The sequence below is a fragment of the Acinetobacter genomosp. 33YU genome (assembly GCF_001990725.1).
Classification (GTDB): Bacteria; Pseudomonadota; Gammaproteobacteria; order Pseudomonadales; family Moraxellaceae; genus Acinetobacter; species Acinetobacter seifertii.
This window is the reverse complement of sequence record NZ_LFZQ01000017.1, coordinates 1-25,270: the sequence shown is the minus strand read 5'-3', so window position 1 is coordinate 25,270 and position 25,270 is coordinate 1. Positions and strand designations below refer to the sequence as shown.

Annotated in this window: 28 protein-coding genes and 1 pseudogene; 18 read left to right on the top strand and 11 right to left on the bottom strand. The window is 40.0% G+C overall.

All coding sequences use genetic code 11. The features are described 5' to 3' along the window. The first annotated feature begins 26 nt into the window (after nucleotides 1–26). Nucleotides 27–653, top strand: coding sequence for a LysE family transporter (locus AC056_RS17675; protein WP_004705944.1), 627 nt, complete (start codon nucleotides 27–29; stop codon nucleotides 651–653). Between the two features lies 1 nt (nucleotide 654). On the opposite strand, the gene znuB is transcribed toward AC056_RS17675, so the two are convergent. The 3 genes from znuB to AC056_RS17660 are packed head-to-tail and all read right to left on the bottom strand — an operon-like array spanning nucleotide 655 to nucleotide 2,726. Next, nucleotides 655–1,464 carry a zinc ABC transporter permease subunit ZnuB gene (gene znuB / locus AC056_RS17670; RefSeq protein WP_077164358.1) on the bottom strand — a complete coding sequence of 270 codons (810 nt, stop codon included), beginning with the start codon at nucleotides 1,462–1,464 and terminating at the stop codon, nucleotides 655–657. A gap of 3 nt (nucleotides 1,465–1,467) precedes the next feature. Beyond that, complete coding sequence (gene znuC / locus AC056_RS17665; protein ID WP_004705942.1) at nucleotides 1,468–2,256, bottom strand: zinc ABC transporter ATP-binding protein ZnuC; 789 nt, start codon at nucleotides 2,254–2,256, stop codon at nucleotides 1,468–1,470. Next, complete coding sequence (locus AC056_RS17660; protein WP_002054239.1) at nucleotides 2,229–2,726, bottom strand: transcriptional repressor; 498 nt, start codon at nucleotides 2,724–2,726, stop codon at nucleotides 2,229–2,231. The genes znuC and AC056_RS17660 overlap by 28 nt, the downstream gene beginning before the upstream one ends. Nucleotides 2,727–2,853: 127 nt before the next feature. Between AC056_RS17660 and AC056_RS17655 the strand changes: the two genes are divergently transcribed. The 10 genes from AC056_RS17655 (at nucleotide 2,854) to AC056_RS17610 (ending at nucleotide 11,030) form a co-directional block, all read left to right on the top strand. Then, nucleotides 2,854–3,693 carry a metal ABC transporter solute-binding protein, Zn/Mn family gene (locus tag AC056_RS17655; RefSeq protein WP_139344675.1) on the top strand — a complete coding sequence of 280 codons (840 nt, stop codon included), beginning with the start codon at nucleotides 2,854–2,856 and terminating at the stop codon, nucleotides 3,691–3,693. Between the two features lie 170 nt (nucleotides 3,694–3,863). Then, nucleotides 3,864–4,262, top strand: coding sequence for an ATP synthase subunit I (locus AC056_RS17650; protein WP_004705940.1), 399 nt, complete (start codon nucleotides 3,864–3,866; stop codon nucleotides 4,260–4,262). A 104-nt stretch (nucleotides 4,263–4,366) separates the two neighbouring features. Next, nucleotides 4,367–5,242, top strand: a complete 876-nt coding sequence (gene atpB, locus AC056_RS17645; protein ID WP_004705939.1) for a F0F1 ATP synthase subunit A — start codon at nucleotides 4,367–4,369, stop codon at nucleotides 5,240–5,242. An 84-nt stretch (nucleotides 5,243–5,326) separates the two neighbouring features. Further along, complete coding sequence (gene atpE, locus AC056_RS17640) at nucleotides 5,327–5,572, top strand: F0F1 ATP synthase subunit C (protein ID WP_000424060.1); 246 nt, start codon at nucleotides 5,327–5,329, stop codon at nucleotides 5,570–5,572. 38 nt (nucleotides 5,573–5,610) lie between these two features. After that, a complete protein-coding gene (locus AC056_RS17635) occupies nucleotides 5,611–6,081 on the top strand; it encodes a F0F1 ATP synthase subunit B (RefSeq protein WP_002054137.1) in 471 nt (156 codons plus the stop codon). 12 nt (nucleotides 6,082–6,093) lie between these two features. After that, nucleotides 6,094–6,630, top strand: coding sequence for a F0F1 ATP synthase subunit delta (locus AC056_RS17630; RefSeq protein ID WP_004705938.1), 537 nt, complete (start codon nucleotides 6,094–6,096; stop codon nucleotides 6,628–6,630). Between the two features lie 46 nt (nucleotides 6,631–6,676). Beyond that, nucleotides 6,677–8,221, top strand: a complete 1,545-nt coding sequence (gene atpA, locus AC056_RS17625; protein ID WP_004705937.1) for a F0F1 ATP synthase subunit alpha — start codon at nucleotides 6,677–6,679, stop codon at nucleotides 8,219–8,221. Nucleotides 8,222–8,298: 77 nt separating this feature from the next. Further along, nucleotides 8,299–9,168 (top strand): F0F1 ATP synthase subunit gamma, encoded by an 870-nt coding sequence (gene atpG, locus AC056_RS17620; protein WP_002114131.1) that lies wholly within the window; start codon nucleotides 8,299–8,301, stop codon nucleotides 9,166–9,168. 30 nt (nucleotides 9,169–9,198) lie between these two features. Beyond that, nucleotides 9,199–10,593, top strand: a complete 1,395-nt coding sequence (gene atpD / locus AC056_RS17615) for a F0F1 ATP synthase subunit beta (RefSeq protein ID WP_004705936.1) — start codon at nucleotides 9,199–9,201, stop codon at nucleotides 10,591–10,593. Between the two features lie 17 nt (nucleotides 10,594–10,610). Then, complete coding sequence (locus AC056_RS17610; protein ID WP_004705935.1) at nucleotides 10,611–11,030, top strand: F0F1 ATP synthase subunit epsilon; 420 nt, start codon at nucleotides 10,611–10,613, stop codon at nucleotides 11,028–11,030. A 61-nt stretch (nucleotides 11,031–11,091) separates the two neighbouring features. On the opposite strand, the gene AC056_RS17605 is transcribed toward AC056_RS17610, so the two are convergent. From AC056_RS17605 to AC056_RS17590, 4 genes are all read right to left on the bottom strand, one after another. Then, nucleotides 11,092–11,691, bottom strand: a complete 600-nt coding sequence (locus AC056_RS17605) for a hypothetical protein (RefSeq protein WP_004705934.1) — start codon at nucleotides 11,689–11,691, stop codon at nucleotides 11,092–11,094. A 146-nt stretch (nucleotides 11,692–11,837) separates the two neighbouring features. Continuing rightward, complete coding sequence (locus AC056_RS17600; RefSeq protein WP_004705933.1) at nucleotides 11,838–12,383, bottom strand: glutathione peroxidase; 546 nt, start codon at nucleotides 12,381–12,383, stop codon at nucleotides 11,838–11,840. Nucleotides 12,384–12,504: 121 nt separating this feature from the next. Next, nucleotides 12,505–13,269, bottom strand: coding sequence for an AraC family transcriptional regulator (locus AC056_RS17595; RefSeq protein ID WP_077164356.1), 765 nt, complete (start codon nucleotides 13,267–13,269; stop codon nucleotides 12,505–12,507). 20 nt (nucleotides 13,270–13,289) lie between these two features. Next, nucleotides 13,290–14,504 (bottom strand): MFS transporter, encoded by a 1,215-nt coding sequence (locus AC056_RS17590; protein WP_039252932.1) that lies wholly within the window; start codon nucleotides 14,502–14,504, stop codon nucleotides 13,290–13,292. 135 nt (nucleotides 14,505–14,639) lie between these two features. On the opposite strand from AC056_RS17590, the gene AC056_RS17585 reads away from it, so the two are divergent. Together AC056_RS17585 and AC056_RS17580 are read left to right on the top strand one after the other, a co-directional pair. Beyond that, nucleotides 14,640–15,293: a TetR/AcrR family transcriptional regulator gene (locus tag AC056_RS17585; protein WP_077164355.1), complete on the top strand. Its 654-nt coding sequence runs from the start codon at nucleotides 14,640–14,642 to the stop codon at nucleotides 15,291–15,293. A gap of 105 nt (nucleotides 15,294–15,398) precedes the next feature. Continuing rightward, nucleotides 15,399–16,319 (top strand): DMT family transporter, encoded by a 921-nt coding sequence (locus AC056_RS17580; RefSeq protein ID WP_077164354.1) that lies wholly within the window; start codon nucleotides 15,399–15,401, stop codon nucleotides 16,317–16,319. A gap of 390 nt (nucleotides 16,320–16,709) precedes the next feature. Here AC056_RS17580 and AC056_RS17575 read toward each other — a convergent pair whose 3' ends face one another. From AC056_RS17575 to AC056_RS17565, 3 genes are read right to left on the bottom strand one after another with little or no spacing between them, the layout of a single operon-like run. Beyond that, on the bottom strand, nucleotides 16,710–17,279 hold the full coding sequence (locus AC056_RS17575; protein ID WP_019458003.1) for an L-threonylcarbamoyladenylate synthase: 570 nt from the start codon (nucleotides 17,277–17,279) through the stop codon (nucleotides 16,710–16,712). A gap of 50 nt (nucleotides 17,280–17,329) precedes the next feature. Continuing rightward, nucleotides 17,330–18,460: a DNA-processing protein DprA gene (gene dprA / locus AC056_RS17570; RefSeq protein WP_077164353.1), complete on the bottom strand. Its 1,131-nt coding sequence runs from the start codon at nucleotides 18,458–18,460 to the stop codon at nucleotides 17,330–17,332. 20 nt (nucleotides 18,461–18,480) lie between these two features. Beyond that, nucleotides 18,481–19,635 carry a LysM peptidoglycan-binding domain-containing protein gene (locus AC056_RS17565; RefSeq protein WP_019458005.1) on the bottom strand — a complete coding sequence of 385 codons (1,155 nt, stop codon included), beginning with the start codon at nucleotides 19,633–19,635 and terminating at the stop codon, nucleotides 18,481–18,483. Between the two features lie 122 nt (nucleotides 19,636–19,757). Here AC056_RS17565 and def point away from each other — a divergent pair, with 122 nt between their 5' ends. The 4 genes from def to AC056_RS17545 all read left to right on the top strand — a co-directional run bounded on the left by def (nucleotide 19,758) and on the right by AC056_RS17545 (nucleotide 23,192). Next, nucleotides 19,758–20,288, top strand: a complete 531-nt coding sequence (gene def / locus AC056_RS17560) for a peptide deformylase (protein ID WP_004705924.1) — start codon at nucleotides 19,758–19,760, stop codon at nucleotides 20,286–20,288. Nucleotides 20,289–20,323: 35 nt separating this feature from the next. After that, nucleotides 20,324–20,749, top strand: coding sequence for a DUF2946 family protein (locus tag AC056_RS17555; RefSeq protein ID WP_004705923.1), 426 nt, complete (start codon nucleotides 20,324–20,326; stop codon nucleotides 20,747–20,749). A 72-nt stretch (nucleotides 20,750–20,821) separates the two neighbouring features. Beyond that, complete coding sequence (locus tag AC056_RS17550) at nucleotides 20,822–22,936, top strand: TonB-dependent copper receptor (RefSeq protein WP_077164352.1); 2,115 nt, start codon at nucleotides 20,822–20,824, stop codon at nucleotides 22,934–22,936. A gap of 49 nt (nucleotides 22,937–22,985) precedes the next feature. Then, on the top strand, nucleotides 22,986–23,192 hold the full coding sequence (locus tag AC056_RS17545; protein ID WP_039252952.1) for a hypothetical protein: 207 nt from the start codon (nucleotides 22,986–22,988) through the stop codon (nucleotides 23,190–23,192). A 68-nt stretch (nucleotides 23,193–23,260) separates the two neighbouring features. On the opposite strand, the gene AC056_RS17540 is transcribed toward AC056_RS17545, so the two are convergent. Beyond that, nucleotides 23,261–24,475: an oxygenase MpaB family protein gene (locus tag AC056_RS17540; RefSeq protein ID WP_077164351.1), complete on the bottom strand. Its 1,215-nt coding sequence runs from the start codon at nucleotides 24,473–24,475 to the stop codon at nucleotides 23,261–23,263. Nucleotides 24,476–24,562: 87 nt separating this feature from the next. Here AC056_RS17540 and AC056_RS17535 point away from each other — a divergent pair. Beyond that, nucleotides 24,563–25,130, top strand: a pseudogene (locus tag AC056_RS17535) (TetR/AcrR family transcriptional regulator). Nucleotides 25,131–25,270 lie beyond the last annotated feature (140 nt).

Below are 25,270 nucleotides of genomic sequence, written 5' to 3'. Positions count from 1 at the left end.
ATTCCACTTTTATTGTTTATTTCGCTATGTCTTTGCAAATTTGGTTTGCTTATATGCTGGCCTGTTGGGTTATTAGTATTTCTCCTGGAGCGGGCGCGATTGCTTCTATGTCGAGTGGTCTAAACTATGGTTTTAGACATGGTTACTGGAATGCGATTGGTTTGCAAATTGCTTTGTTAATTCAAATCATGATTGTAGCGGCGGGCGTAGGCGTTTTATTCGCGACGACGCCGTTGGCTTTTCAGATGGTTAAATGGTTTGGGGTAGCTTATTTATTGTATTTAGCCTATTTGCAGTGGACTGCGCCTATAAAAGATATTGAAATTCAGCATGAAAAAAAGAATAAGTCTATTTCAGCGCTGCTATTGAATGGCTTTGTGGTCAATATCAGTAACCCAAAAGCGATTGTATTTTTATTGGCGGTTTTGCCTCAGTTCTTAGATTTAAGTAAACCTCAATGGATACAATATCTGATTATGGCAGCTACTATGATTACGATTGATTTAATTGTAATGGCTGGATATACAGGGCTGGCATCAAAGGTTTTAAGATTACTTCGCTCACCTAAACAACAAAAATATTTAAATCGTGGTTTTGCTGTCATGTTTAGTTGCGCGGCGTTATTACTCAGTACAGTTCATCAAGCAGCCTGATTTAGGCCGCTTGAGTTTGGTTTTTGATTTTTTGAACCATGAAAATAAGAGCAAAACCCAAAGCCATACATAAAACAATACTGAGGCCAGTTGAGATATTTAGCGCTGCGCTTGACCATAGGCCGACACTGACACCAAGTTGAGCTAAAACAAAAGCCCAAACAACCATTTGCTTTGGTGAATGAGCGAGTAGTCGAGCGCTCAAAGCTGGAATAACCAGTAAAGCACCCATTAAAAGTGAACCTACTGCTCGTAAAGCTAATACTGTAAATAAGGCTAGCAGTAACATAAAAATGAGACGCTGCCATTTCGCATTTACGCCTTCACTAATTGCAATGTCTGGATCAATGGCAATTTGGACTTGAGATTGCCAAAAACGATAAAGAATTGCCAGTGATACAGCAATAATTAATGTGAAAACAGGTAAATCGTGCCAGTCGATACTCAGTAAGTCACCGAATAAATAACTTAAAAGCTCTGGTCTTAAACTTGGAACATGTTGAATAAATAGAAGACCACTACATAGTAATGTTGCTGAGCATAAGGCAAGTAGGGCATCGTTTGGCAAACGATTGTCATGCAATGCCCATAAAATAGCGACTAATAAAATAGCCGTACCTGCCACGCCAAGCCAGAGAGGGAGGCTTAAGGCACCAGCAATTGCTACCCCAAGTAAGGTTCCATGTGCCATGGTGTCTGCAAAAAAAGACATACGTCTCCATAACATGAGACAACCAAGTGGTGCGGTCAAAAAGACCAATAAGGTTCCCATAATCCATGCGGGCAACAATAATTGTAACCATTCCATCATGGCTTAAGCTTCCGGTTCTGGGTGAATGTGTGGTCGACTATTGTGAGGGCAGGGGTGTGCTGCATCACCATGCGCACAGTGGTCATGATGGTGTTGATAAAAAACTCGCTGGGTACCAAATATTGCCTGATACTCAGGATGCTGTTGAATATTTTCAGGTAAACCGCTGCAACATATATGTTTATTTAGACAAACAACTCTATGCGTCCCTTGCATAACCCACTGTAAATCGTGGGAAACAATTAAAATGGCACATCCATAACGCTCTGGCAGACTACGCACATACTCATAAAGCTCAGCTTCAGATTGAATATCTAGACCTTGCATCGGTTCATCAAGAACGAGAATGTCTGGCTTTCTAAGTAAAGCACGTGCGAGCAGCACACGTTGGCGCTCTCCACCAGAAAGCTGCTGTACTTTTGATTGTTGTAGCTTTGCAATGCCAGTATCTTGAATAATTTCTTGGCGAAGGGCAGGGCTACATTTTTCAAGATCTAATAAATCTTGAACACGTAAAGGAAGACTATGAGAAGGGTTAAACTTTTGAGGAACATAAGCCATTTTTAGTTTTTTGTCGCTTATGACACGTCCGCTACTTGGTTTTAAAATTCCAAGTAGAACTTTAATTAAAGTCGACTTACCCGCACCATTTGGACCAATTAAGGTCACAATTTCATTTTGATGCAGATCAAAATCGACTTTTTTTAATATATCCCGATCATCACGGTGAACAGAAACCTGTTCAAGTTGAATCAATACAGGATTTAGCGAGCTGTGCGGCACTGCTGGCATTTCCCCGAAATTTCAATAATGCTGTGTTGTGCTGTGAAATCATCTAAAGCTGCAAGTTGGTCGAGTTGTTGAGTCAGACCTTGTGAAGATGCTTCTTTAACAGTGTGACATTCGGTGCAAATTAAGAATGCAGCTTGATGTCCTTCGCGTGGATGACAGCATGGAATATAAGCATTAATAGATGTTAAGCGATGAATTAGACCTTTTTCTAATAAGAAGTCTAAAGTTCTATAAACAGTAGGAGGAGCGGCAGGACGATCTGTTTGACTTTTAATACGTGCTAATAAGTCATACGCACCCATTGGACCTGAAGCATTTAAAATGAGTTCAAGAACTTCTTTACGTAAAGGCGTAAGACGTGCACCAACCGCAGAACATAAAGTTTCTGCTTCAGCTAAACGACTTGCGACATTATGGTGATCATGCACACCATGCAAAGAATCATGATGTTCATGCGTGCAAGAACTCATAGACATAACCTCAAATTTTTAATGGAATATTAGCATGAAGCGATGCTTCATTCGATTAATCTTAGGTATTTTTGTAACTTTGTTATATTATAACATGCTTCGAGCTATTACTAATTGATGGTCTGTCATGTTCCGCGTTTTTGTTTTCAGTATGTTCTCTCTAATGAGTACGCTAGGTTGGAGTCAGGGTTTGGTTGTCTCTACACACCCAATCTATTTGATTGCAAAAGAAATTACTAAAGGTGTTGAAGAACCTCAGTTATTGCTGCAAGGGCAAAGTGGGCATGACGTTCAATTGACCCCAGCACATCGTAAAGCAATCAATGATGCTTCTTTGGTAATTTGGTTAGGAAAGGCCCATGAAGCTCCTTTAAACAAATTGCTGAGTAACAATAAGAAAGCAATTTCTTTATTAGATAGTGGTATTCTTACTGTTTTGCCACAGCGTAATACGCGTGGCGTTGCTTTACCAAATACTGTAGATACACATGTCTGGTTAGAACCAAACAATGCAGTGCGGATTGGCTTTTTTATTGCGGCTTTGCGTTCGCAGCAGCATCCTGAAAGTAAAGCGAAATATTGGAATAATGCTAATGCATTTGCTCGGAATATGTTGCAGGCAGCTCAAGCTTACGATAGCTCAAGTAATGGTAAACCTTACTGGTCTTATCATGATGCTTATCAGTATTTGGAACGCTCGCTTAATTTAAAGTTTGCAGGTGCTTTAACGGATGACCCGCATGTTGCGCCTACAGCGGCTCAAATTAAGTATCTTAATGATAATCGACCAAGACCTCAGATGTGTTTACTTGCAGAAAGTTTCACAACAAAAGGTCAATATCAGAAACTGGGCAGTATTACCTTCCAACCCGTTGATGAAAGTATGAATAATGAGGACGATTTTGTAACAGCATGGAAGAAACTGGCTATAAAAACCGATAAATGCGTATTAAATACGCAAAAGTAAGATAAAAAGTAAACAAAGGCTGACTGTAGCGTCAGCACCACCTGTCACGAAAAACCCCGACTAAAGTCGGGAAAAGATTGCATGTTCAGGGGTGTAACTCTATAATGCCTGCGATTAAAAGCGATCATCAGCTAAACTTGTCAAGCATTTATGCTGTGAGTGGATAAATAATGAGCCAAACTAGTCGCTTGATTGACCGACGATTAGCAAAAGCTTTGGTCTTCTTACAAGCATGCATGATCCCTGTTTCCGCACTTGTGGCGTGGAGCATAAAAGACATGACAGCAGCATTAAGTGCGGCACTTGGTGCATTGGTCTGCTGGCTTGCTACCAGTTATTTTGCGTGGCAATCCTTCAGAACAGCAGGTGCGAGAGCATCGAAACAAGTGCTGTCTAACATGTATAGGGGCATGTTAGGCAAATTTGCAATCATGATCGTTGGATTTATTTTGATTTTGAGCAATGTTAAACCTTTATCACCGTTAGCATTGCTGTTTGGTTTTATCCTCGTTCAAATGATGTCGTGGGTTGCTCCTTTTTGGGTTTCACGTCTACAAAAACGAGTATAGAAACAAGAAGAATTGAAGATTTTTTGGAGGGTGGCGAGATATCGACAGTACGCCGATGTTCGTTTCCCTTCTTTTTAGTAATTGACATTGACCAGGTGTGATTTATGGCTGCTGAAGAACATGCCCTCACTTCGACAGAGTATATCAAGCATCACTTGACCAATATGACCTATGGCAAAATGCCAGATGGTACATGGAAATTGGCTGAGACTGCTGAAGAAGCTCATTCGATGGGGTTCACTGCAATTCACTTGGATTCAATGGGTTGGTCAATTGGCCTTGGTGTGATTTTCTGTTTGTTATTTTGGATGGTTGCGAAAACTGCGAAAGCTGGTGTTCCAACAAAATTCCAATCTGCAATTGAAATGATCATTGAGTTTGTTGACTCAAGTGTCCGTGATACTTTTCATGGCAAATCACGTTTAATCGCTCCACTTGCACTCACTATTTTCGTGTGGATTTTCCTCATGAACTTAATGGACTTGATCCCAGTTGACTGGATTCCTCAAGTAGCTGCATTTATTGGTGCTAACGTATTTGGTATGAACCCTCACCACGTTTACTTCAAGATCGTTCCATCTACAGATCCAAACATTACCCTTGGTATGTCTTTATCTGTATTTGTACTTATCTTGTTCTACAGCATCCGCGAGAAGGGTGTTGGCGGTTTCGTAGGCGAGTTGGCACTTAACCCATTTAACCCAAGTAATCCAGTTGCAAAAGCGTTGCTTATTCCAGTGAACTTGATTTTGGAATTGGTAACATTCCTTGCTCGTCCTATTTCATTGGCTCTCCGACTGTTCGGTAACATGTATGCCGGTGAGTTAATCTTTATCCTGATTGCATTATTGCCGTTTTGGATTCAATGGGCGTTATCTGTGCCTTGGGCGATCTTCCACATTCTTGTAATCACGTTGCAGGCATTCATCTTTATGATGCTTACCATCGTTTACTTGAGCATGGCAAGCGAAAAACATTAATGGTATTGCCTAACTATCAAATGATGGTTGGGCTGAATTTTTTTAATTTAATTTGGTAATAACCTAACCTCTGAGGAATTTTTCATGGAACTCACTTTAGGTCTAGTTGCAATTGCATCTGCTATCTTGATCGCTTTCGGTGCTTTGGGTACTGCGATTGGTTTTGGTCTTTTGGGTGGTCGCTTTTTAGAAGCTGTAGCTCGTCAACCAGAATTAGCTCCACAACTTCAAACTCGTATGTTCTTAATCGCGGGTCTTCTTGATGCTGTGCCTATGATCGGTGTTGGTATTGGCTTGTTCTTCATCTTCGCTAATCCATTTGTAGGTTAATCAGCTTAATTCCTAAATCCACTATTTGAGGAATTGCAATGAATATCAACCTCACATTGATTGGTCAAGCGATTGCGTTTGCGTTTTTTGTCGCATTCTGCATGAAGTTTGTTTGGCCACCACTAATCAATGCGATTAGTGAGCGTCAGCGTAAAATCGCTGATGGCTTAAATGCAGCAGAAAAAGCGAAAGCTGACCTTGCCGATGCACAAGCGCAAGTGAAGCAAGAACTTGATGCAGCTAAAGCACAAGCGGCTCAATTGATCGAACAAGCGAACCGTCGTGCAGCGCAATTGATCGAAGAAGCTCGTACTCAAGCTGCGGCTGAAGGTGAGCGTATTCGTCAACAAGCTAAAGAAGTTGTTGATCAAGAGATCAATTCTGCTCGCGAAGAATTACGTCAACAAGTAGCTGCCTTGGCAGTAACTGGTGCAGAAAAGATCCTGAACCAACAAGTTGATGCAGAAGCTCATAACGCCATGCTGTCTCAGCTGGCTGCTAAACTTTAAGCGAGGCGAATTATGGCTGAACTCTTGACGTTGGCACGTCCGTATGCCAAAGCAGCATTTGCTTATGCTTCTGAGCAAGGTGCAACAGACAATTGGTCGAATGCGTTACAAGTGCTCAGTGCTGCGGTGCAAGACGAAGCATTTTCCGCTTATTTAAATCGCCCTGAACTTACTCCTGCGGAGCAAGTGAAGCTTTTTGCTAAAGTTTTAGGTGAAGATCAATCTCAAGCAGTGTCTAACTTTTTGACACTTCTTGCAGATAACGATCGATTAGTGTTGTTACCTGAAATTGCAGCAGAATATGAACAGCTTAAATCACAGAATAACAATACGGTTGATGTCGTGATTGAATCGGCGTTTCCGTTAACTTCTGTTCAGGAACAATTGCTTGCACACGCGTTAGAAAAACGCTTCAAGGCAGCAGTTAATGTTTCTGTAGAAGTTAATCCTGCTTTAATTGCAGGTGTGGTTATTCGTGCAGGCGATCAAGTGATAGATGATTCTGCGCTTAACAAGCTTGAAAAAATGCGTACTCGTCTTCTTGCATAATGCAAATGATGAAGACTGAACTAATAAAAGATTGAGGAATAGCGCAATGCAACAACTGAATCCATCCGAGATCAGTGCGCTCATTAAACAGCGTATCGGAGATCTGGACACCAGCGCGACCGCTAAAAACGAAGGTACCATTGTTATGGTATCCGACGGTATCGTGCGTATTCACGGTCTTGCTGATGCAATGTACGGTGAAATGATCGAATTCGACGGCGGCTTATTTGGTATGGCACTGAACCTAGAACAGGATTCAGTGGGTGCCGTTGTTTTAGGTAACTACCTAAGCCTTCAAGAAGGTCAAAAAGCTCGTTGTACAGGTCGTGTTTTAGAAGTTCCAGTTGGTCCTGAACTTCTTGGCCGTGTAGTAGATGCTTTGGGTAACCCGATTGATGGTAAAGGCCCAATTGATGCAAAATTAACTGATGCTGTTGAAAAAGTAGCACCAGGCGTAATTTGGCGTCAATCTGTAGACGAGCCTGTTCAAACTGGTTATAAATCAGTTGATACCATGATTCCTGTGGGTCGTGGTCAGCGTGAGTTGATTATTGGTGACCGTCAAACTGGTAAAACAGCAATGGCGATCGATGCGATCATCGCTCAGAAAAACTCTGGCATTAAATGTGTATACGTTGCGATTGGTCAAAAACAATCAACAATTGCAAACGTTGTACGTAAGCTAGAAGAAACTGGCGCTATGGCGTATACAACTGTTGTCGCTGCTGCGGCTGCTGATCCTGCTGCAATGCAGTATTTAGCTCCGTACTCTGGCTGTACAATGGGTGAATACTTCCGTGACCGCGGTGAAGACGCTCTTATCATTTATGATGATTTGTCTAAGCAAGCTGTTGCTTACCGTCAAATTTCATTGCTTTTACGTCGTCCACCAGGTCGTGAAGCGTATCCGGGTGACGTATTCTATCTTCACTCACGTCTTCTTGAACGTGCTTCACGTGTATCTGCTGACTACGTTGAGAAATTCACTAATGGCGCAGTAACTGGTCAAACTGGTTCTTTAACTGCATTGCCAATTATTGAAACTCAAGCGGGTGACGTATCTGCATTCGTACCAACGAACGTAATTTCGATTACTGACGGTCAGATCTTCTTAGAAACATCATTATTCAACGCAGGTATCCGTCCTGCTGTGAACGCGGGTATCTCTGTATCTCGTGTTGGTGGTTCTGCTCAAACTAAGATCATCAAAAAATTGTCTGGTGGTATCCGTACCGCTTTAGCACAATACCGTGAATTGGCTGCGTTTGCTCAGTTCGCTTCTGACCTTGATGAAGCAACTCGTAAGCAACTTGAACATGGTCAACGTGTAACTGAGTTAATGAAGCAAAAACAATATGCTCCTTACTCAATTGCTGACCAAGCTGTTTCTGTTTATGCATCTAACGAAGGCTATATGGCTGACGTAGAAGTTAAGAAAATCGTAGACTTTGATGCTGCGTTAATTGCTTACTTCCGTTCTGAATATGCTCCGTTGATGAAACAAATCGATGAAACTGGTGATTACAACAAAGACATCGAAGCAGCAATCAAAGCAGGTATTGAAAGCTTTAAAGCGACTCAAACTTACTAAGTTCAGTTTTAGTTAAGTTTGGTTCACGGATCAACCTTCGGAAGCTCGAAAGGGCTTTCGAATACTAGGTTAAGCGTATGGCAAATTTAAAAGAAATTCGCGCCAAAGTAGCTAGTATCAAGAGCACGCAAAAGATTACTCGCGCGATGCAAATGGTAGCTGCTTCTAAAATGCGTCGTGCGCAAGAGCGCATGGCTCAGGGCCGTCCGTATGCCGATAATATGCGCCGTGTAATTGCTCACTTGGTACAAGCAAACCCTGAATACAAACACCGTTATATGGTTGACCGCCCAGTTAAGCGTGTTGGCTATATCGTAGTGTCTTCAGATCGTGGTTTGGCAGGTGGCTTGAACATTAACTTGTTCAAGAAAGTTGTGCAGCATGTCAAAGCACAACAACAGCAGTCAATTGAAGTTGAATTTGCTTTAATTGGTCAAAAAGCGGTTTCGTTTTTTAAGAATTACGGCGGTAAAGTGCTTGGTGCAACTACCCAACTTGGCGATGCGCCGAGTTTGGAACAGTTAACTGGCTCAGTGCAAGTTATGCTTGATGCATTTGATAAAGGCGAATTAGATCGTATCTACCTCGTATCAAATGGCTTCGTTAATGCAATGACTCAGCAGCCTAAAGTAGAACAACTTGTTCCTTTAGCACCAGCAGAAGAAGGCGATGATCTCAACCGTACTTATGGTTGGGACTATATCTACGAACCAGAAGCAGAAGAATTGTTAAATGGTTTGTTGGTTCGCTATATCGAGTCTATGGTTTATCAAGGTGTGATTGAGAACGTTGCATGTGAGCAGTCAGCTCGTATGGTCGCGATGAAAGCAGCGACAGACAACGCAGGACAATTGATTAAAGACCTACAACTCATTTACAACAAGCTGCGTCAAGCCGCGATTACTCAGGAAATTTCCGAGATCGTTGGCGGTGCCGCTGCCGTTTAACATTATTAAGTTTGAATTGAGGAGACAGCAATGAGTAGCGGTCGTATCATTCAGATCATCGGCGCGGTTATCGACGTCGAGTTTGAGCGCACAAGCGTTCCTAAGATCTATGACGCTCTCCAAGTTGACGGTACTGAAACTACTTTAGAAGTTCAGCAACAACTTGGTGATGGTGTTGTTCGTACCATCGCAATGGGTTCTACAGAAGGTCTTAAACGTGGCCTTAATGTAACTAGCACAAACGCACCGATCTCTGTTCCAGTGGGTCCAGCTACGCTTGGCCGTATCATGGACGTTTTGGGTCGTCCTATCGATGAAGCAGGTCCTGTTGCGACTGAAGAACGTTTGCCGATTCACCGTCAAGCGCCTTCTTATGCTGAACAAGCAGCTTCTACTGACCTTTTAGAAACTGGTATTAAAGTAATTGACTTACTTTGCCCGTTTGCAAAAGGTGGTAAAGTTGGTTTATTCGGTGGTGCGGGTGTTGGTAAAACCGTTAACATGATGGAATTGATCAACAACATCGCAAAAGCACACTCAGGTTTATCTGTGTTTGCTGGTGTTGGTGAGCGTACTCGTGAAGGTAACGACTTCTATCACGAAATGAAAGATTCTAACGTTCTTGACAAAGTAGCAATGGTCTACGGTCAGATGAACGAGCCACCAGGTAACCGTTTACGCGTAGCGTTAACTGGTTTGACTATGGCTGAATACTTCCGTGATCAAAAAGACGAAAATGGTAAAGGTCGTGACGTATTATTATTCGTCGACAACATCTACCGTTATACACTTGCGGGTACTGAAGTATCAGCATTGTTAGGTCGTATGCCATCTGCGGTAGGTTACCAACCTACACTTGCAGAAGAAATGGGTGTTCTTCAAGAGCGTATTACATCTACTAAATCTGGTTCGATCACATCGATCCAAGCAGTATATGTACCTGCCGATGACTTAACAGACCCATCGCCTGCAACTACATTTGCTCACTTAGATGCAACAGTAGTATTGAGCCGTGACATCGCATCTTCTGGTATTTACCCAGCGATCGATCCACTTGACTCAACTTCACGTCAGTTAGACCCATTAGTTGTTGGTCAAGAGCACTATGAAATTGCGCGCGCAGTACAAAACGTATTGCAACGCTATAAAGAGCTTAAAGACATCATCGCAATCTTGGGTATGGATGAATTGGCAGAAGAAGATAAATTGGTTGTTTACCGTGCGCGTAAAATCCAACGTTTCTTCTCTCAACCATTCCACGTAGCTGAAGTATTTACTGGTGCTCCTGGTAAATTAGTACCACTTAAAGAAACGATTCGTGGCTTTAAAGGTCTATTAGCTGGTGAATACGATCACATCCCAGAACAAGCGTTCTATATGGTTGGTGGTATTGACGAAGTGATTGCTAAAGCTGAGAAACTCTAATTTAAGGAGATCATCTCATGGCGACTATGCAATGTGATATCGTAAGTGTTAAAGAGTCTATTTACTCTGGCGCAGTATCGATGTTAATCGCGAAAGGTGCAGGTGGTGAGCTTGGTATTTTGCCAGGACACGCTCCACTTGTTACTTTGCTTCAACCGGGCCCGATTCGTGTTCAGTTGGAAAATGGTACAGAAGAAATCGTCTATGTATCTGGCGGTGTTTTAGAAGTTCAACCTCATGTTGTAACGGTTCTTGCAGATACTGCTATCCGTGCTGACAATTTGGATGAAGCAGCAATTTTAGAAGCACGTAAAAATGCTGAACAATTGCTTGCAAACCAAAAGAGTGATTTGGACTCAGCTGCTGCTTTAGCATCTCTTTCAGAGATTGCAGGTCAGCTTGAAACAATCCGTAAAATCAAAAACCGCGCTCAATAAGACGCGGTTTGAGATTGAAAAAGCCACCTTACGGTGGCTTTTTTTATTGCTAAAAAGAAAATTAAGAATCAGTTTTTGAATCTGATTTGTCATCTCCTGCCACAATTAGTGCAGCAAGTTTGACCATATCCATTTGGATTGTATTGAGCTGTTTCTCAATTTGATCGAAATCGATTTGTTCTAATTTTCCATTTAATAAAGGCATGCTTAAAACTTGTTGATTTGCCTGTAATAAGTTTTGACGAATATTTTCAACTTCCTGACTTTTAATATCTAAACTAAGTAGTGCTTGATTTAAGCCTTTTAACTGCTGTTTTAGTGTCGTTACAGTTGTTTTTAGCTCTTGCTGATCTTTATCTTGAATCGCTTGCTCAACATCAAGTTGAGTGTCCTTAAGCTTTTCAATATAGTCACCGGCTTTGAGCTGTAAGTTCGCAGCATCTCGAACAATATAAAAAACATTCCCATTTTTTAATTCATTTTTATTATTTTTAGGCAGAGTTTCTTCTTGAGAATTATCAGTTTGATCTAGTGTTTGTTCAGTAGCTTGAGCAGAGTCTTGATCTTTTGCACGATCTTGTGCCTGATCACATCCAAGTAATAGCATACCTGAAGCAAAAATCACAAAAGGAAGAAATGCACCTTGTAAAACTTTTTTCATAACTACAAACAATACCAACTAAAGCAAGTGCGTACTATATGCATAAAATATGTAGAAATAAGGTATTGTTGCAAATGAACAACATTTTGACCAGACAATAAAAAAGAGTGCTGTAGCACTCTTTTTTTATTAAAGCACTATAAAAATTATTTAGCGAGTTCTGCTTCAACTGCTTTTACAATTTGTTCGTCGTCTGCTGTTAAGTTTGGTGCAAAACGAGCAACAACTTCACCATTTTTATTCACTAAGAATTTTTCAAAGTTCCATAAAACTTCTGGTGCTGGGTTAGTTGGAATACCTAGGCCTTCTAAACGCTCGCGGAAAGGACCTTCACCAACGCGTTCTGGTTGAGCTGTTGTGAGTGCTTGATAAAGCGGGTGTTTATCTTCACCTGCTACAGAAATTTTAGAAAAAAGTGGGAAATGAACATCGTAGTTTAATGAACAGAATTGTTGAATTTCTTCATCTGAACCAGGTTCTTGTTCTTTAAAGTTGTTTGCAGGAAAACCTAAGATTTCAAGACCTTGATCTTTCTTTGCTTGATAAAGCTTCTCTAAGCCTTCGTATTGTGGAGTTAAACCACATTTAGATGCTGTGTTTACGATTAATAAAACCTTACCTTTATATTGGTCAAGGTCAACCGCTTCGCCTGAAATGGCTTTTACTGGAATGTGATATACAGATTGAGTCATGAGTCTTTCCTAAAGATTGTAATTGATATCAAGTAACGCATTTGTTTTAACTGCTATTCTTGAGGAGTGCAATAATATTCGTGTTCAAAAAATAAAAAGAGAAGAAAAAACTGTCTGCGATCTAATTGTTTCTGATTTGAACAGGTGTTTGGCCTGTATATCTCTTAAAAAATTCAATAAAACTGGAACTGTGTTGATAACCGAGGTCATATGCTAAACGTTTAATCGGCATGCCTTGTCGAATTTGATGAATGGCGTAAACAATTTTGGCTCGATTACGCCACTCGGATAAAGAAAGTTGTAACTCTTGCTGACTTAAGCGTAATAAATGACGATCACTGACTGAAAAATTCTGAAGTAATTGTTGTAGAGAGTGGTTAAAGAGCTGTGGATCTGAAAGCTTTTCCAAAATTGGTAGTAAAACTGGATGACGTGTTTGGGGTAAGTAATGAGAATATGCTGTGGCTTGTTGTAACTGATCAAATAGAACTTGCAAAAGATGTTCTAAATATTCAGGTTTTCCATTTTGTTTTTGCTGTTCCACAATTTGTAAAACAAGGATTCTAAAGAAAGGCTGAATACTAAAGCATTTACAGACATTACTTAAAATAGAACAGAGGCTAGGGTGTAGTCGAATACAGATATAGTGAATTTCATGATCGATATGAGTAGATTGATGAACTGTTTGAGGTGGAATCCAAAGTCCATAGCTTGGAGGAGATAAGTAGATTTGTTCTTCTACCTGTATTTCCAAAATACCATTCAAACTGAAATTGAAATCTCCCCAAAGTGAAGCATGAGGACGAACAATATCTTCTTTTTCATATAGAAACTCATGAACTTCTATATGGTTCAATAAGGAAAATTGTTGGCCCTCATTTTTCATCTATTTACTCTAAGTAATATTTAATTTTCACAAGTTACTTTAGGATTATTTAAGCCTTTGGCAAAGGTAAATGTACTAATTAATGCTAAAGCAACGAAGCTTAATACACCATAAATTAAAGTATTTTCATTGAAATGATCAACTACATAACCACCTAATAATGAACCTGTAGCAATCATGACTTGGAACATGCCAACAAAAAGCGGCATACCTTTTTCTACGGCATGAGGTGCATGTACAAACATCCAAATATTGGCAGAGGTAGGGAAAGCACCAAATGCGAAGCCCCATAATGCAGTAAGGACGATTGCACCAAATTCATGAATAGCAAAGATAGGGAAGCCGAAAAACACGATTGCAAAACATGTTCCAACGAAGGCTAGAGTGTAACGGACATTTAAGTTGCCGCTATATCCTGCAAACGCGTTTCCAAAGATACCAGCAATTCCGTAAAGCAATAATAATGAACTAATAGTTGTACCGTTGAATCCTGCAATATTCTTAAAGAAAGGTGCTAAATAGCTATAAGCACAGAAGTGAGCAAGACCAATTAATAAAACAATCAACATGCCACTACGTGCTTTAGGTGTGCGCAGTAGCGCAGGTAAATCACGAATATGAATTGCTGAGTCTGGTATAAGTTTAGGTAGGAAAATCAGTTGAAGTACGAGTACAACAAGACCGATCGCAGCGGTAATACCAAATGCACTACGCCACCCATAAAACTCACTTAGCCAAGTTCCAATTGGTACCCCTAATACAGTCGCAAAGGTTACACCAGCCATAACTACGGCAGTGGCTTTAGCAATAGGCAAATGTGCAGGTGCGAGCTTGCCGCTTAATGCAATAGCTGTGGCCCAAAAGCCACCGATTGAGATACCTAAAATTAAGCGGCTCAGTAATAAAACATGGAAGTTTTCAGCAAAAGCGGTAATGGTATTGGCAATGACCATAATTGCAGTGAGTAAAATAAGCACATAACGACGGTCAAGTTGTTTGACTGAAACAGGTAATAGCGGAGCTGCAATCGCTGCCATAATGCCGGGCACAGTAATGATAAGACCAGCTGTACCTACAGAAATATGTAAATCAGCCGCAACGCTATTTAAAACACCGACTGGTAAAAATTCACTTGTTACTAATGCAAATGCTGCAATGGCAACGGCCAAAATGGCAAACCAGCTCCCTTGAGTGGAGGTCGTGGGTCGCGCTTTAGAAGTAGTAGATTGTTCCATAAGAAATCCTGACTTGGCTAAATTCAAAGTGAAGAAAGACAAATTTTTAATTAACTAACGATCATTATGAAAATAAAATAGTTGATAAAAAATCGAACGTCAATTAATTTAATAACGATTGTTATAAAAATAGATGTGATCTTTATGACAAATAGGCACGAAACAGATCTTGTTGTTAATGAAGAAACGCTGAAAAAGAAGCGTGGACGCCCTAAATGCTTTGATGAGCAGCAAGTGTTAGAGAAGTCAATGTTACTTTTTTGGGAACATGGCTATGAAGCAACGTCGATTAGTGACTTAACGCAGGCTTTAGAAATTACAGCACCAAGCTTATACAGTACTTTTGGTGATAAGGCAGGCTTGTTTTATAAGAGTATTGATTACTACTTAGCTCATGAAGCATGTCCTATAGAAACAATTTTTTTAGAAGCCAAAACAGCAAAAATTGCTTTTGAATTATATCTTTATGATAATGTAAAAAGATTGGTTCAACCTAATAAGCCAGCTGGTTGTATGTTGGTAGTTGCAGCTATGAATTGTTCTGATGCAACGCAAGACGTACAGCAAAATTTATTAGATAAGAGAATAAAGACCAAAGAAAAGTTATTAAAACGTCTAGAACAGGGGGTAGAGCAGGGTGACTTAGCTGCCGATGCACCTCTTCAAGAAATGACAGATTTCTATGCCACAGTTATTCAAGGGCTGACGATTCAAGCCAGAGATGGCGCGAGTACCGAGCAACTACACAAAGTGGTAGAACATGCCATGAAAGCTTGGGCATTATTTTAAAAAATTAATGATGTCCTAAGTTCAATATCAATGTCGAAAATGCGATATTTCAATTTATTAAGACATTCTCCAAAATAAAATCTCTTTTGTAGAGGGTGTATTACTATGAGTCAGGTCATGAAATATCACAAATGGGCATTTATTTTCCCTATTTTGGCAGTATTGATTTGGTCTTTAAATATTGTAGTCACTCGATACGTCTCGGATTATATCTCTCCGGTGAGCATTAGTTTTTATCGATGGCTAATTGCTTTTATCATTTTGACTCCATTTATGATTGTGTCAGTTTGGAGACAGAGACAGTTAGTAAAACCATATTTGCCTAAGCTTGCTGTGCTAAGTGCATTTGGAATGGTGCTCTATCAAGGTCTTGCTTACACAGCAGCTCACTATACCACTGCAACTAATATGGGGATTGTGAACGCATTCATTCCGATCTTTACTATTTTTGTTTCTCTTGCGATTTTAAAAGATGTGCCTAATCGATTTGCAGTTTTTGGCAGTATTTTATCTTTCGCAGGTTTGCTATATGTCATGTCCCAAGGAGATATTCATAAGCTGTTACGTGGTGGTGGACATCTTGGTGATGCATTAATGATTATTGCCGTGTTCTTCTACGCATTTTATGGAGTCTTCCTTAAAAAATGGCAGCTGCCACTGCCAATCATGACAAGCTTATATGTGCAGATTGGGTTTTCTGTGATATTTCATCTGCCTTTAATTTTCTGGTTTGGTCTTGATGGCTTGAATGCAGCAAATGCGCCAAGTGCAATTTATGCTGGAGTATTTGCCTCTTTAATTGCGCCGTTAGTTTGGATGCTGGCCGTACAACAACTTGGCCCAAATAGAACCAGCATCTTCATGAACTTGGTTCCTGTCTTTACGGCAGTCATTGCAAGCGTTTGGTTATCTGAACAGTGGACCATTTATCATACCTTAGGTGGCATCGTGATCTTAATTGGTATCATTATGGCTCAAAAAAAGGTCAGTGTTAAAAAACCAGACTTAATCCAAGAGCAAAACTAAAGTCATTAAAAAAACTATGGCATATTTTTGAAAAAACTGATGAAAATATGCCATTTTTTTCTTAGTTAAAGTTTTTCTATATGATTTATAAATAGATTATAAAAACAAGTTGAAATATAAATATTAAAAAAGACGAGTAAAAATATTAATATAATTTTAACTTATAAGCGAAAAAATCTAAATTCTCTACACTTTTCATGCTTTTTTTAGAGAAATTATATATTTCTCTACGATAATCTCTTACCACATAATAGCGTCCACTACGAAAGACGCTATTTTAAGCAATTTTTCTTTCGTTCCAGAGATATCCAAACCCTCTGGATGCGGTATATACCCATCCTTTTTTATGCTCAGTTATCCCTATATAACTGAGCTTTTTTTTGTCTACAATTAAGGACGAATGACTTCACCAGTTAAGGCATTAATGATTCGGCTTGGTTGCTGACTTTGCCCTAAGTCGCCATTGAGATAGTTTAATTGTGAACCAAAGTATTGGCAGGCATCTTGTAGTGAATGAGCAGGTTCTTGTCCACTAGGATTAGCACTCGTCGACACAATAAAACCATGAAAAGCGTTGCACAATGCCACACATAAAGGATGTGTTGTTACTCGTACAGCAACAAGGGGATGTTCGCCCTTAATCCATGAAGGAATATGTTGATCAGCTGGCAATAACCAAGTCGTAGCTCTTTCTGATGGTTGATGATTAGACCAGCAGTCAATGATCTCTTGTTGAGTCGTTTGAGGTAAAGAAGTCAGCAAATGCTCGACTTGACTAATGTGCCCAGCTAATAAAATGACGCCTTTTTCGATAGGACGCTGCTTCAATTCAAGAATTTTTTGAAAAGCTTGCTCATTAAACGGGTCACAGCCTAGTCCCCAGACTGCCTCAGTTGGATATGCCAAAACTTGACCTTGTTGTAAACATTCGGCTGCTTCGGTCACTGAGGTCGTAATCATGGTAATACTTTCCTTTCAATCAAACAGAGTCGTTATTGTGCGCTCTAATATTAAGAACGACAACGTAAATACAATCCTGATTGTTGCATACATAAACCGAGTAGTTCTAGTTCCATCAGTGATGAGGTGAGTTCAGAAACAGGTTGTGAATGGTGCAAAACAAGCTGGTCAATATTTTGGCCTACCCAGTCTAAAGACTGATAAAGATTAATCAAATGTTCTGGAATTTCTGGGGTGCAAGAAACGATTGCCTCCTCTGTTGAGTTTTGTTGGCTCTGCCATTGGGTGGGTAGGGCGAGGTCTTCAATAATTTGTTCAGGGTGATCGACTAAAATTGCACCTTCACGAATAAGTTGATGGCAACCTTGATGAAATTCACTGTAAATATGACCGGGAATGGCAAATACGATTTTGCCTTGCTCAGCTGCTTTATTGGCAGTAATAAGGGAGCCACTTTTTAAAGTCGCTTCTACAACTAATACGCCTAAACTCAGACCGCTAACAATTCGGTTTCTACGTGGAAAATGCTGCTGTAGTGGTGGTGTTCCCGGTAAAAACTCACTAATGATGGCGCCGTTCTGAGCCAGAATATGTTCTGCCAATTTTTTATTTTGAGCTGGATAGGTACTGTCTAAACCTGTACCTGTCACTGCTATCGTACGTTGATGAACAGATGCACCTTGATGAGCTGCTTCATCAATGCCGTATGCCAAGCCGCTACTTACATAAAAACCCTTTTCACTTAAATAATAGGCAAAATCATAAGCCACCTGACGACCATGTGGGCTAGGTTTTCGGCTACCGACAATCGCAATTTGCGGTTGTAATAATGCTTGTGCCTGACCTTTTCCAAAAATAACAGGTGGATGATCTGTATAAGGGAGTAATTGAGTTGGATAGCCAGCATCATCTGGTGTCAAAATAAAATCAGTATGCTGCTGAACTTGTTGTATGAGTCGTTCAAACTCGGTTTGACCTTGCGCCGTTTGAAACTCATTTAGACGCTTTAAGTGATTAGCATGTAAGCCAAGAGATTGCCACTTTGCTAAACCATCAGGTTGAGTGGCTTTTTCACAGTCTCCAAAATAATCAATAATTTTTTTAAAGCTAACTAACGAGTGTTGCACCAAATACCACACTTTAAGTGTGTGGTAATGGTGTGAAGAAAGTTGGGTAAGCATTGTAAATGGTACATCCAGCACTAATCAGTAAAACGAGGTGGCTGAATGCTTGAACCGACTTTAATTGGTAAGCTGCTTTCTAGAACATAAGCATAGCTTAGCTGATCAAAAGTTCTAAAGACCATTAAACTACCAATTTGTTGACCAGGGAGCTGAATTGGTTCTTTTGTTTTTGGATCGCGAATGGTCTCGCCTTGTTGATCAATATCAAAAACTTGACCAACCTGAACACCTTGTGCTGTACCGCGGTCTAAAGTCACGACACTATTTTTTGCAGCTCTACCAATTGATCCCATGACGCGAATAATTTTGCCGCCATCAGTCACTTGCTTAGCATCTACGGGGTAAAATAATGTTGGTAAATTAGCTTGTTCTTCAGGCATAACACGATCGCCACGACGGACTTCACCATCATAGCTATCGGTAAGTTCCAATGTGGTAATGTCTTTTTCAGTAGACATCGCAACACCAGAAGCAACCTGTGACAGCTCTATGCCTAAGCTATGCTTTTTACCTTTACTGTCTGTGAAATAGTAAGGTTCGCCTTCGCGATAAACAGCATAGCGCTGACCTTCAACTAGACCTTTTCCTCTTGCATAAATAGTTTGGCCTTTTCCTGCAAGTACACGTTGATCTGCTGTCCCAACAATGTAAGGTGTGTTGGCAATTGAATCGGCTGGTAAAATAGTACTGTGCTCTAACCACTGTTTAATATGTTCAAGTGGAATAACCGGTACACTGTTATTTAATGCTTCGACACGAACTTGTGGTTGCAAGTTTGTGGTTTGGCCTGTGTAACGACGAATAATACCTACACAGCCATCTCCTTCATCTTTACCTACCAATGGTCGTCCATCTAAGCTACACAGTAGTAATCTGTCACCTGGATAAATCCAGTGCGGATTTTTCACATGTTGATTGCTTGCCCAGATTTCAGGCCAACGCCATGGTTTATTTAGAAAATGACCGGAAATATCCCATAAGGTATCTCCACGTTTTACAACATACACATTGGGTGCATTGCTTTTAAGAGAAGGCGGATTATGATTCGGACTGGCAGCATGAACCTCTGCTACCGTACCAAATGCAACTCCTGTACAGAGTGCTAAAGCAAGTAAATGCTTTTTTATCCCCAAAGCATGAAATTGAACCATGCCGTCAAAAACCTTTTTCATTATGATAATTCCTAAAAATTATGCGTGCAGATGCGTTATAATAGGCGGCTAACACACAATTTTTCGATGAAGTATTTCCTTCATTTGGTTTTTTAATCAATGGCATAAGTGAGGACGTCAGTATGGCCTTATTACCTATTTTAAGTTTTCCTGATCCCCGTCTTCGTACCATTGCTAAGCCTGTTGAAGAAGTTACTGATGAAATTCGTCAACTTGCAGCAGATATGCTTGAAACCATGTATGCGGCACCAGGTATTGGTTTAGCAGCTTCTCAGGTCGATCGTCATATTCAGCTTATCGTCATAGATTTGTCTGAATCTAAAGATGAACCTTTGGTTTTCATTAACCCCAAAATAACTCCACTGACTGAAGAGACGCAGCCGTACGAAGAAGGCTGTCTATCAGTGCCACAAATATACGACAAAGTTGATCGCCCGTCACGTGTGAAAATCGAGGCAATTAACCTTGAAGGTCAAGCATTTGAGATAGAAGCTGACGGACTTCTCGCTGTTTGTATCCAACATGAAATGGATCACTTAAAAGGCAAATTGTTTGTGGATTATTTGTCGCCACTTAAACGTCAGCGCGCACGTGAAAAAGTCGAAAAGATTGTTCGTCAACGCGAGCGTGAAAAAGTTGCGGTAAAACGTTAAAAGTTTTTTCAAACATTATAGTGTGGATGTGATTTTTGGTTTTTCGTAGTGGTCTGTTGCTCGCATGTGCAGCAGTGTTTTTACAGATTGCGGTATTTCTACAGCCGCTATTACCGAAGCAATATCAAATTGCTCCGGTCTGTGAAACTATTACCCGCGCTTTGCTTAAACCCAAGGCACAGATGGAAACCATGTCACATACCATGCATATGCATCATGAGCGTCATATAGAGCAGGCACAATTACCTGAACATCATGACCACCATGATGCAAACCACCAGTGTCAATATTGTACCGTCTATGCCAATCTGGTTTTACCACCTGAATTTGGTGTGAAAGAAGTTTTAGTCCGCATACAAGTCCGTTTAGTTGCCTATCAACAAGCATTTCGACATGTTTACTTTGCTCTACAACGACTTTTCTTACTCCCCCAAGGGCGTGCACCGCCTCTATTTGCATAAATAAAAGCAATTTTTTGTTGGGGTCTTCATTGACTTCAATATCACTTTATTTATGTTTTAGAGCGTATAAAAATGCCACATTCTAAATTTTTATTACAACCTCTATGGGTTGCGATGCTTGCTGTCTCTCATTCGGGTCTAGTTTTTGCTGATTCAGAAAGAAATGATGTTGATACCAAAACACTTCACTCATTAGCACCTATTGTTGTTACAGCACAACAAGGTAACGATGCAAATGGTTTGATTGTACATGCCGACCCGAAACAGCCCATTCAGCCAGTACCTGCTACAGATGGTGCAGACTATCTACAAAGTATTATGGGCTTCAACTCAATACAAAGCGGTGGAACAAATGGTGATGTGACATTCCGAGGCATGTTTGGTTCACGCATCAAAATTTTGACAGATGGAACGGAAAACCTAGGTGCATGTCCAAACCGTATGGATGCTCCAACTTCTTATATCTCTCCAGAAAGTTATGACCGTATTTCTGTCATTAAAGGTCCGCAAACTGTTCAATATGCTAATACAGGTTCGGCAGCTACTGTGCTTTTTGAACGTCAGCCTGAAAAGCTCACCTCTGAAAAACCTTATCGTGGACAAGCGAGTGTTTTACTAGGTTCATATGGACGTATTGATCATAATGTTGAAGCGGCAATTGGCGATGAAAAAAAATATATCCGTTTAAATGCCAACCGTTCAGAATCGAATAGTTATCAAGACGGTGATGCAAATACCGTGCCTTCAGCATGGAAAAAGTGGAATGCTGATGTAGCACTTGGCTTCACTCCAGATGAAAACACGTGGATCGAGCTCACGGGTGGGAAATCTGATGGTGAATCGCTTTATGCTGGACGTTCAATGGACGGATCTCAATTTGCACGTGAAAGCCTAGGTCTGCGGTTCGAAAAGAAAAACATCACTGATGTCATTAAGAAAATTGAAGGGCAGGTGAACTACAGCTATAACGACCATATTATGGATAACTTTAGTTTACGTACTCCGCCATTAGTTGAAATGAACCATGGTGGTATGACCATGCTCATGCCAAACGCGATGGCAATGGAAGTGACACGCCGTACACTAAATTCGCGCTTAGCCATGACCTCTGAATGGAATAAGTGGAGCCTGATTACAGGTGTCGATTCTCAATTCAATAAACATGGCGGTAGCATGTCATCGCCAAATATGCCTTCTATGAATGTTCCATATCGTCAAGATATGCGTTTTCAATCATACGGTGCTTTTGGTGAACTTGGCTATCAATGGAATGATCTCAATAAACTAGTTACAGGTGTGCGTTTAGATCGAGTCACAGTTGAAGATGAACGTGCTGACTCTAAAGCACAAGGCTTTAATACAAAGCTTGAAAAGACGTTACCGAGCGCATTTGTCCGTTGGGAAAATCAACATCCTGAGCATGACTTAAAAAGCTATATTGGTTTAGGTTATGTAGAGCGTATGCCCGATTATTGGGAGCTTTTCTCGCCTAAACATGGTAACGCTGGCTCAACCAATACTTTTAACGGTGTCAACCCTGAGAAAACATTGCAGTTGGATCTAGGTTTCCAGCAACAACATGGAGCTTTAAATACATGGGCTTCAGCTTATGCAGGTTTAGTAGATGACTACATCTTAATGAGTTACCACCATCACCCAAGTATGGGAATGGGTGGGCATGATATGAGTAATGATATTACTGCGGGTGCCAAAAATGTTGACGCGACTATTGCTGGTGCAGAGGCGGGTATTGGATACCAATTTACTGACCATATTCAAGCAGATTTGAGTGCGATGTATGCATGGGGTAAAAACACCACAGATAACAAACCGCTACCTCAAATTTCACCTTTAGAAGGTCGATTAAATATTCGCTATGTAGCTGATAAGTATAACTTGGGTCTGTTGTGGCGAGCGGTTGCTGAGCAAAACCGAGTGAGTCTACATCAAGGTAATATCGTGGGATATGATCTAAAACCAAGTAAAGGTTTTTCAACTCTTTCTCTAAACGGAAGTTACAACCTTCGTAAAGATATTGATGTCTCTGTTGGCATCGATAACGTATTAGATAAGACCTACACAGAACACTTAAATAAAGCGGGTAGTGCAGGCTTTGGATTTGCGAGTGAAGAGCAATTCAACAATATCGGAAGAAATTACTGGGTTCGTATGAGCATGAAGTTTTAATAAGCCGTAGCGAATGAACTGAAAATATTAATTGAATGAGAGAAATGAAATGACAAATAAACTATCGCCAGAACAATCTTGGTGGGGATGGAAGTTACTTATTGTAGCCTCTATCTTAGCCTTACTATTTATGCTTATTTTCTATTGGGCAATTAACAATGAACCAGACTATATGCCAAGTCAAAAGAACAAGCAGATGATGGAGTCACATGAGCAAATGAATCACGCTGAAATGCACAGTTCATCAGCTCAATAGACTCCTTAATATTTAAAAATGGAAGTCCGGATAACGGGCTTCCATTTTTTATTTTTAGGTTTTAAAAACTATTGATGCATACTAGCTAAGGTTTTTACCTTACCTTGATTTTCATAAAGACGTAGGCCAAGTTTCTGTAGATTACGACCTGATTGAGTTAAAAAAATTTCAACTTTGGATGAAATTTTTGCGCCGTTAAAAAGTACTGAATTACGCAAAATCAGATAATAAGCAAACCATGGAGCAGACTGTTGAGGCAATCCAAGTAATTTCATCCGTTTCTTACCGATAAAAAATTGGGTAAGTTCTAAATGTTGTCGATAAGCAAGCTTCTGCTGCAAAGAGCACAGATGCAGATATTTTCTTTCAAAAGGTTCTTTTGACAAGCTTGATCCTAACTCAACACTGCTGTGATCGGAGTGAGGATGAGCAAACTGCATCCAGTAAAGTAATCGCCAGCCTTCAGTTTCAGATTGAATAAGCCATTTTTCATCAATACCCATTAACCATCCGACATAACGCCAAAAATGTAAAAAACTCTTGGCTTCTTGTTTGGTTGGCCAGATACCTAAAGCTCTCATACCAAGTAAAACTACACTGCTAAAAGCCAAATTAGTCATGGCTAAATCAAACTGATTAAGAGGAATTCCCCAAACGTCACTATTCCAACGATCAGACTTCTTTAATTGTCGGCGAACAAGAGCATGAATAAAACGAACATAAATCGTTGAAGTAAAACCTGAGCTTAAACGATCAAGTCCTTGAGGTTCAGTAATATCAACCCACCATTTTGTAGTTTCTGCTAAACGAGTACCTGCCTCTTTCTTTAGTGCGCCTGTTAAAATTAATGGTTGATTAAATCCAGGATATAAATATCCCGCCATTAATGATAAATCTCTAAGAATAAAACCATTATTTATTCCTAAACGATGAGTAAATTTAACAGCCGCATCAATTTGGCGCTGATCTAACCATTCAGGCTTTTGTTCAATGTAATTAAAGAAATTTTCTAACTCAGTAGGTATAGGCTCGAATAGGTCATTACGGCCTTGAAATAATATCTTTTCAAAAATCATGCGATGATCTTTGGGATTTTGCATAACCCAATCAATCACCTTATCCATTTCAACGTCCCCTTCACAAAGAGCACGTTGTAAAGATACATATTCTGTATAGTTCGGTTGCACAGGTTTTTCACAACAGATGTTTAAAAACTGAGTAAAGAAATTACTGTCTTGCATATCATTAAAAGAAGCAAGTCGAGTCGGGCTAATCATTTGCATATCATTACTTACTTATTGATCTGAATAATAAATAGGCTAATATGAATAATTATTCGCATTCAATTCGCATTTAACGAATAAAAAATGATGAGAAAAGTCCCACAGCAACAGCGTTCAAAAGTTATTGTTGACCATATCTTAGAGGCAACACAGCACTGTATTGCCCAATATGGATTGCTTCATACAACGACTCCTAAAATTGCAGAGAAATCTGGAGTGAGTGTAGGCTCGATTTACCAATACTTTGAGAATAAAGATCAAATCATAGAAGAACTATTACGCCGTAAAAGCGAACTATTAGGACAACAACTCAAAGAATTAGTTATGCATCAAGGAAATATTCCTTTAGATATTCTTATTCCCTTGGCGATAGAGCTAGGATTTAATGCATTAAAAGCCGATCACGGATTTTTTATAGAAGTACTGAAACATTGGCATGACTATAGTCATTCGCAAGCTGCTCAGATTTTAGAGAAGCATTTTTTTGAAGTGGGACTATATACATTTAGTAGAAATCCTCATCAGTGGGACTTCGAACAAGTGAAACATAAATCCTTTGTAATTATTAATAGTACGCTTTTTACGATGATGCGTTACGTGAGTCAGAATAATTTTCTCATATCAGAACAACAACTTAAGCAAGAATTATCGATGATGATACTGGCTTATTTGGGTCAAAAATAAATATTTAAAATAATTGTCAATATAAAACAACAATTTAACCCAATACTTGATTTAAAAGTGAACGCTCAAGTCATAAGTTTTTAATTTTCGCTTGCAACTGGTTCTTAATCC

What these genes read in the sequence shown, in the direction of transcription:
- AC056_RS17550 (WP_077164352.1), top strand. Translation starts at nt 20,822, where the DNA reads ATGCCACATTCTAAATTTTTATTACAACCTCTATGGGTTGCGATGCTT.
- AC056_RS17610 (WP_004705935.1), top strand. Translation starts at nt 10,611, where the DNA reads ATGGCGACTATGCAATGTGATATCGTAAGTGTTAAAGAGTCTATTTAC.
- AC056_RS17540 (WP_077164351.1), bottom strand. Translation starts at nt 24,475, where the DNA reads ATGCAAATGATTAGCCCGACTCGACTTGCTTCTTTTAATGATATGCAA.
- AC056_RS17595 (WP_077164356.1), bottom strand. Translation starts at nt 13,269, where the DNA reads ATGAAAAATGAGGGCCAACAATTTTCCTTATTGAACCATATAGAAGTT.
- AC056_RS17575 (WP_019458003.1), bottom strand. Translation starts at nt 17,279, where the DNA reads ATGATTACGACCTCAGTGACCGAAGCAGCCGAATGTTTACAACAAGGT.
- znuB (WP_077164358.1), bottom strand. Translation starts at nt 1,464, where the DNA reads ATGATGGAATGGTTACAATTATTGTTGCCCGCATGGATTATGGGAACC.
- atpD (WP_004705936.1), top strand. Translation starts at nt 9,199, where the DNA reads ATGAGTAGCGGTCGTATCATTCAGATCATCGGCGCGGTTATCGACGTC.
- AC056_RS17630 (WP_004705938.1), top strand. Translation starts at nt 6,094, where the DNA reads ATGGCTGAACTCTTGACGTTGGCACGTCCGTATGCCAAAGCAGCATTT.
- AC056_RS17650 (WP_004705940.1), top strand. Translation starts at nt 3,864, where the DNA reads ATGAGCCAAACTAGTCGCTTGATTGACCGACGATTAGCAAAAGCTTTG.
- def (WP_004705924.1), top strand. Translation starts at nt 19,758, where the DNA reads ATGGCCTTATTACCTATTTTAAGTTTTCCTGATCCCCGTCTTCGTACC.
- AC056_RS17580 (WP_077164354.1), top strand. Translation starts at nt 15,399, where the DNA reads ATGAGTCAGGTCATGAAATATCACAAATGGGCATTTATTTTCCCTATT.
- dprA (WP_077164353.1), bottom strand. Translation starts at nt 18,460, where the DNA reads ATGCTTACCCAACTTTCTTCACACCATTACCACACACTTAAAGTGTGG.
- atpG (WP_002114131.1), top strand. Translation starts at nt 8,299, where the DNA reads ATGGCAAATTTAAAAGAAATTCGCGCCAAAGTAGCTAGTATCAAGAGC.
- AC056_RS17545 (WP_039252952.1), top strand. Translation starts at nt 22,986, where the DNA reads ATGACAAATAAACTATCGCCAGAACAATCTTGGTGGGGATGGAAGTTA.
- AC056_RS17655 (WP_139344675.1), top strand. Translation starts at nt 2,854, where the DNA reads ATGTTCCGCGTTTTTGTTTTCAGTATGTTCTCTCTAATGAGTACGCTA.
- AC056_RS17660 (WP_002054239.1), bottom strand. Translation starts at nt 2,726, where the DNA reads ATGAGTTCTTGCACGCATGAACATCATGATTCTTTGCATGGTGTGCAT.
- atpA (WP_004705937.1), top strand. Translation starts at nt 6,677, where the DNA reads ATGCAACAACTGAATCCATCCGAGATCAGTGCGCTCATTAAACAGCGT.
- AC056_RS17675 (WP_004705944.1), top strand. Translation starts at nt 27, where the DNA reads ATGTCTTTGCAAATTTGGTTTGCTTATATGCTGGCCTGTTGGGTTATT.
- AC056_RS17600 (WP_004705933.1), bottom strand. Translation starts at nt 12,383, where the DNA reads ATGACTCAATCTGTATATCACATTCCAGTAAAAGCCATTTCAGGCGAA.
- AC056_RS17590 (WP_039252932.1), bottom strand. Translation starts at nt 14,504, where the DNA reads ATGGAACAATCTACTACTTCTAAAGCGCGACCCACGACCTCCACTCAA.
- AC056_RS17605 (WP_004705934.1), bottom strand. Translation starts at nt 11,691, where the DNA reads ATGAAAAAAGTTTTACAAGGTGCATTTCTTCCTTTTGTGATTTTTGCT.
- AC056_RS17565 (WP_019458005.1), bottom strand. Translation starts at nt 19,635, where the DNA reads ATGAAAAAGGTTTTTGACGGCATGGTTCAATTTCATGCTTTGGGGATA.
- atpE (WP_000424060.1), top strand. Translation starts at nt 5,327, where the DNA reads ATGGAACTCACTTTAGGTCTAGTTGCAATTGCATCTGCTATCTTGATC.
- AC056_RS17635 (WP_002054137.1), top strand. Translation starts at nt 5,611, where the DNA reads ATGAATATCAACCTCACATTGATTGGTCAAGCGATTGCGTTTGCGTTT.
- atpB (WP_004705939.1), top strand. Translation starts at nt 4,367, where the DNA reads ATGGCTGCTGAAGAACATGCCCTCACTTCGACAGAGTATATCAAGCAT.
- znuC (WP_004705942.1), bottom strand. Translation starts at nt 2,256, where the DNA reads ATGCCAGCAGTGCCGCACAGCTCGCTAAATCCTGTATTGATTCAACTT.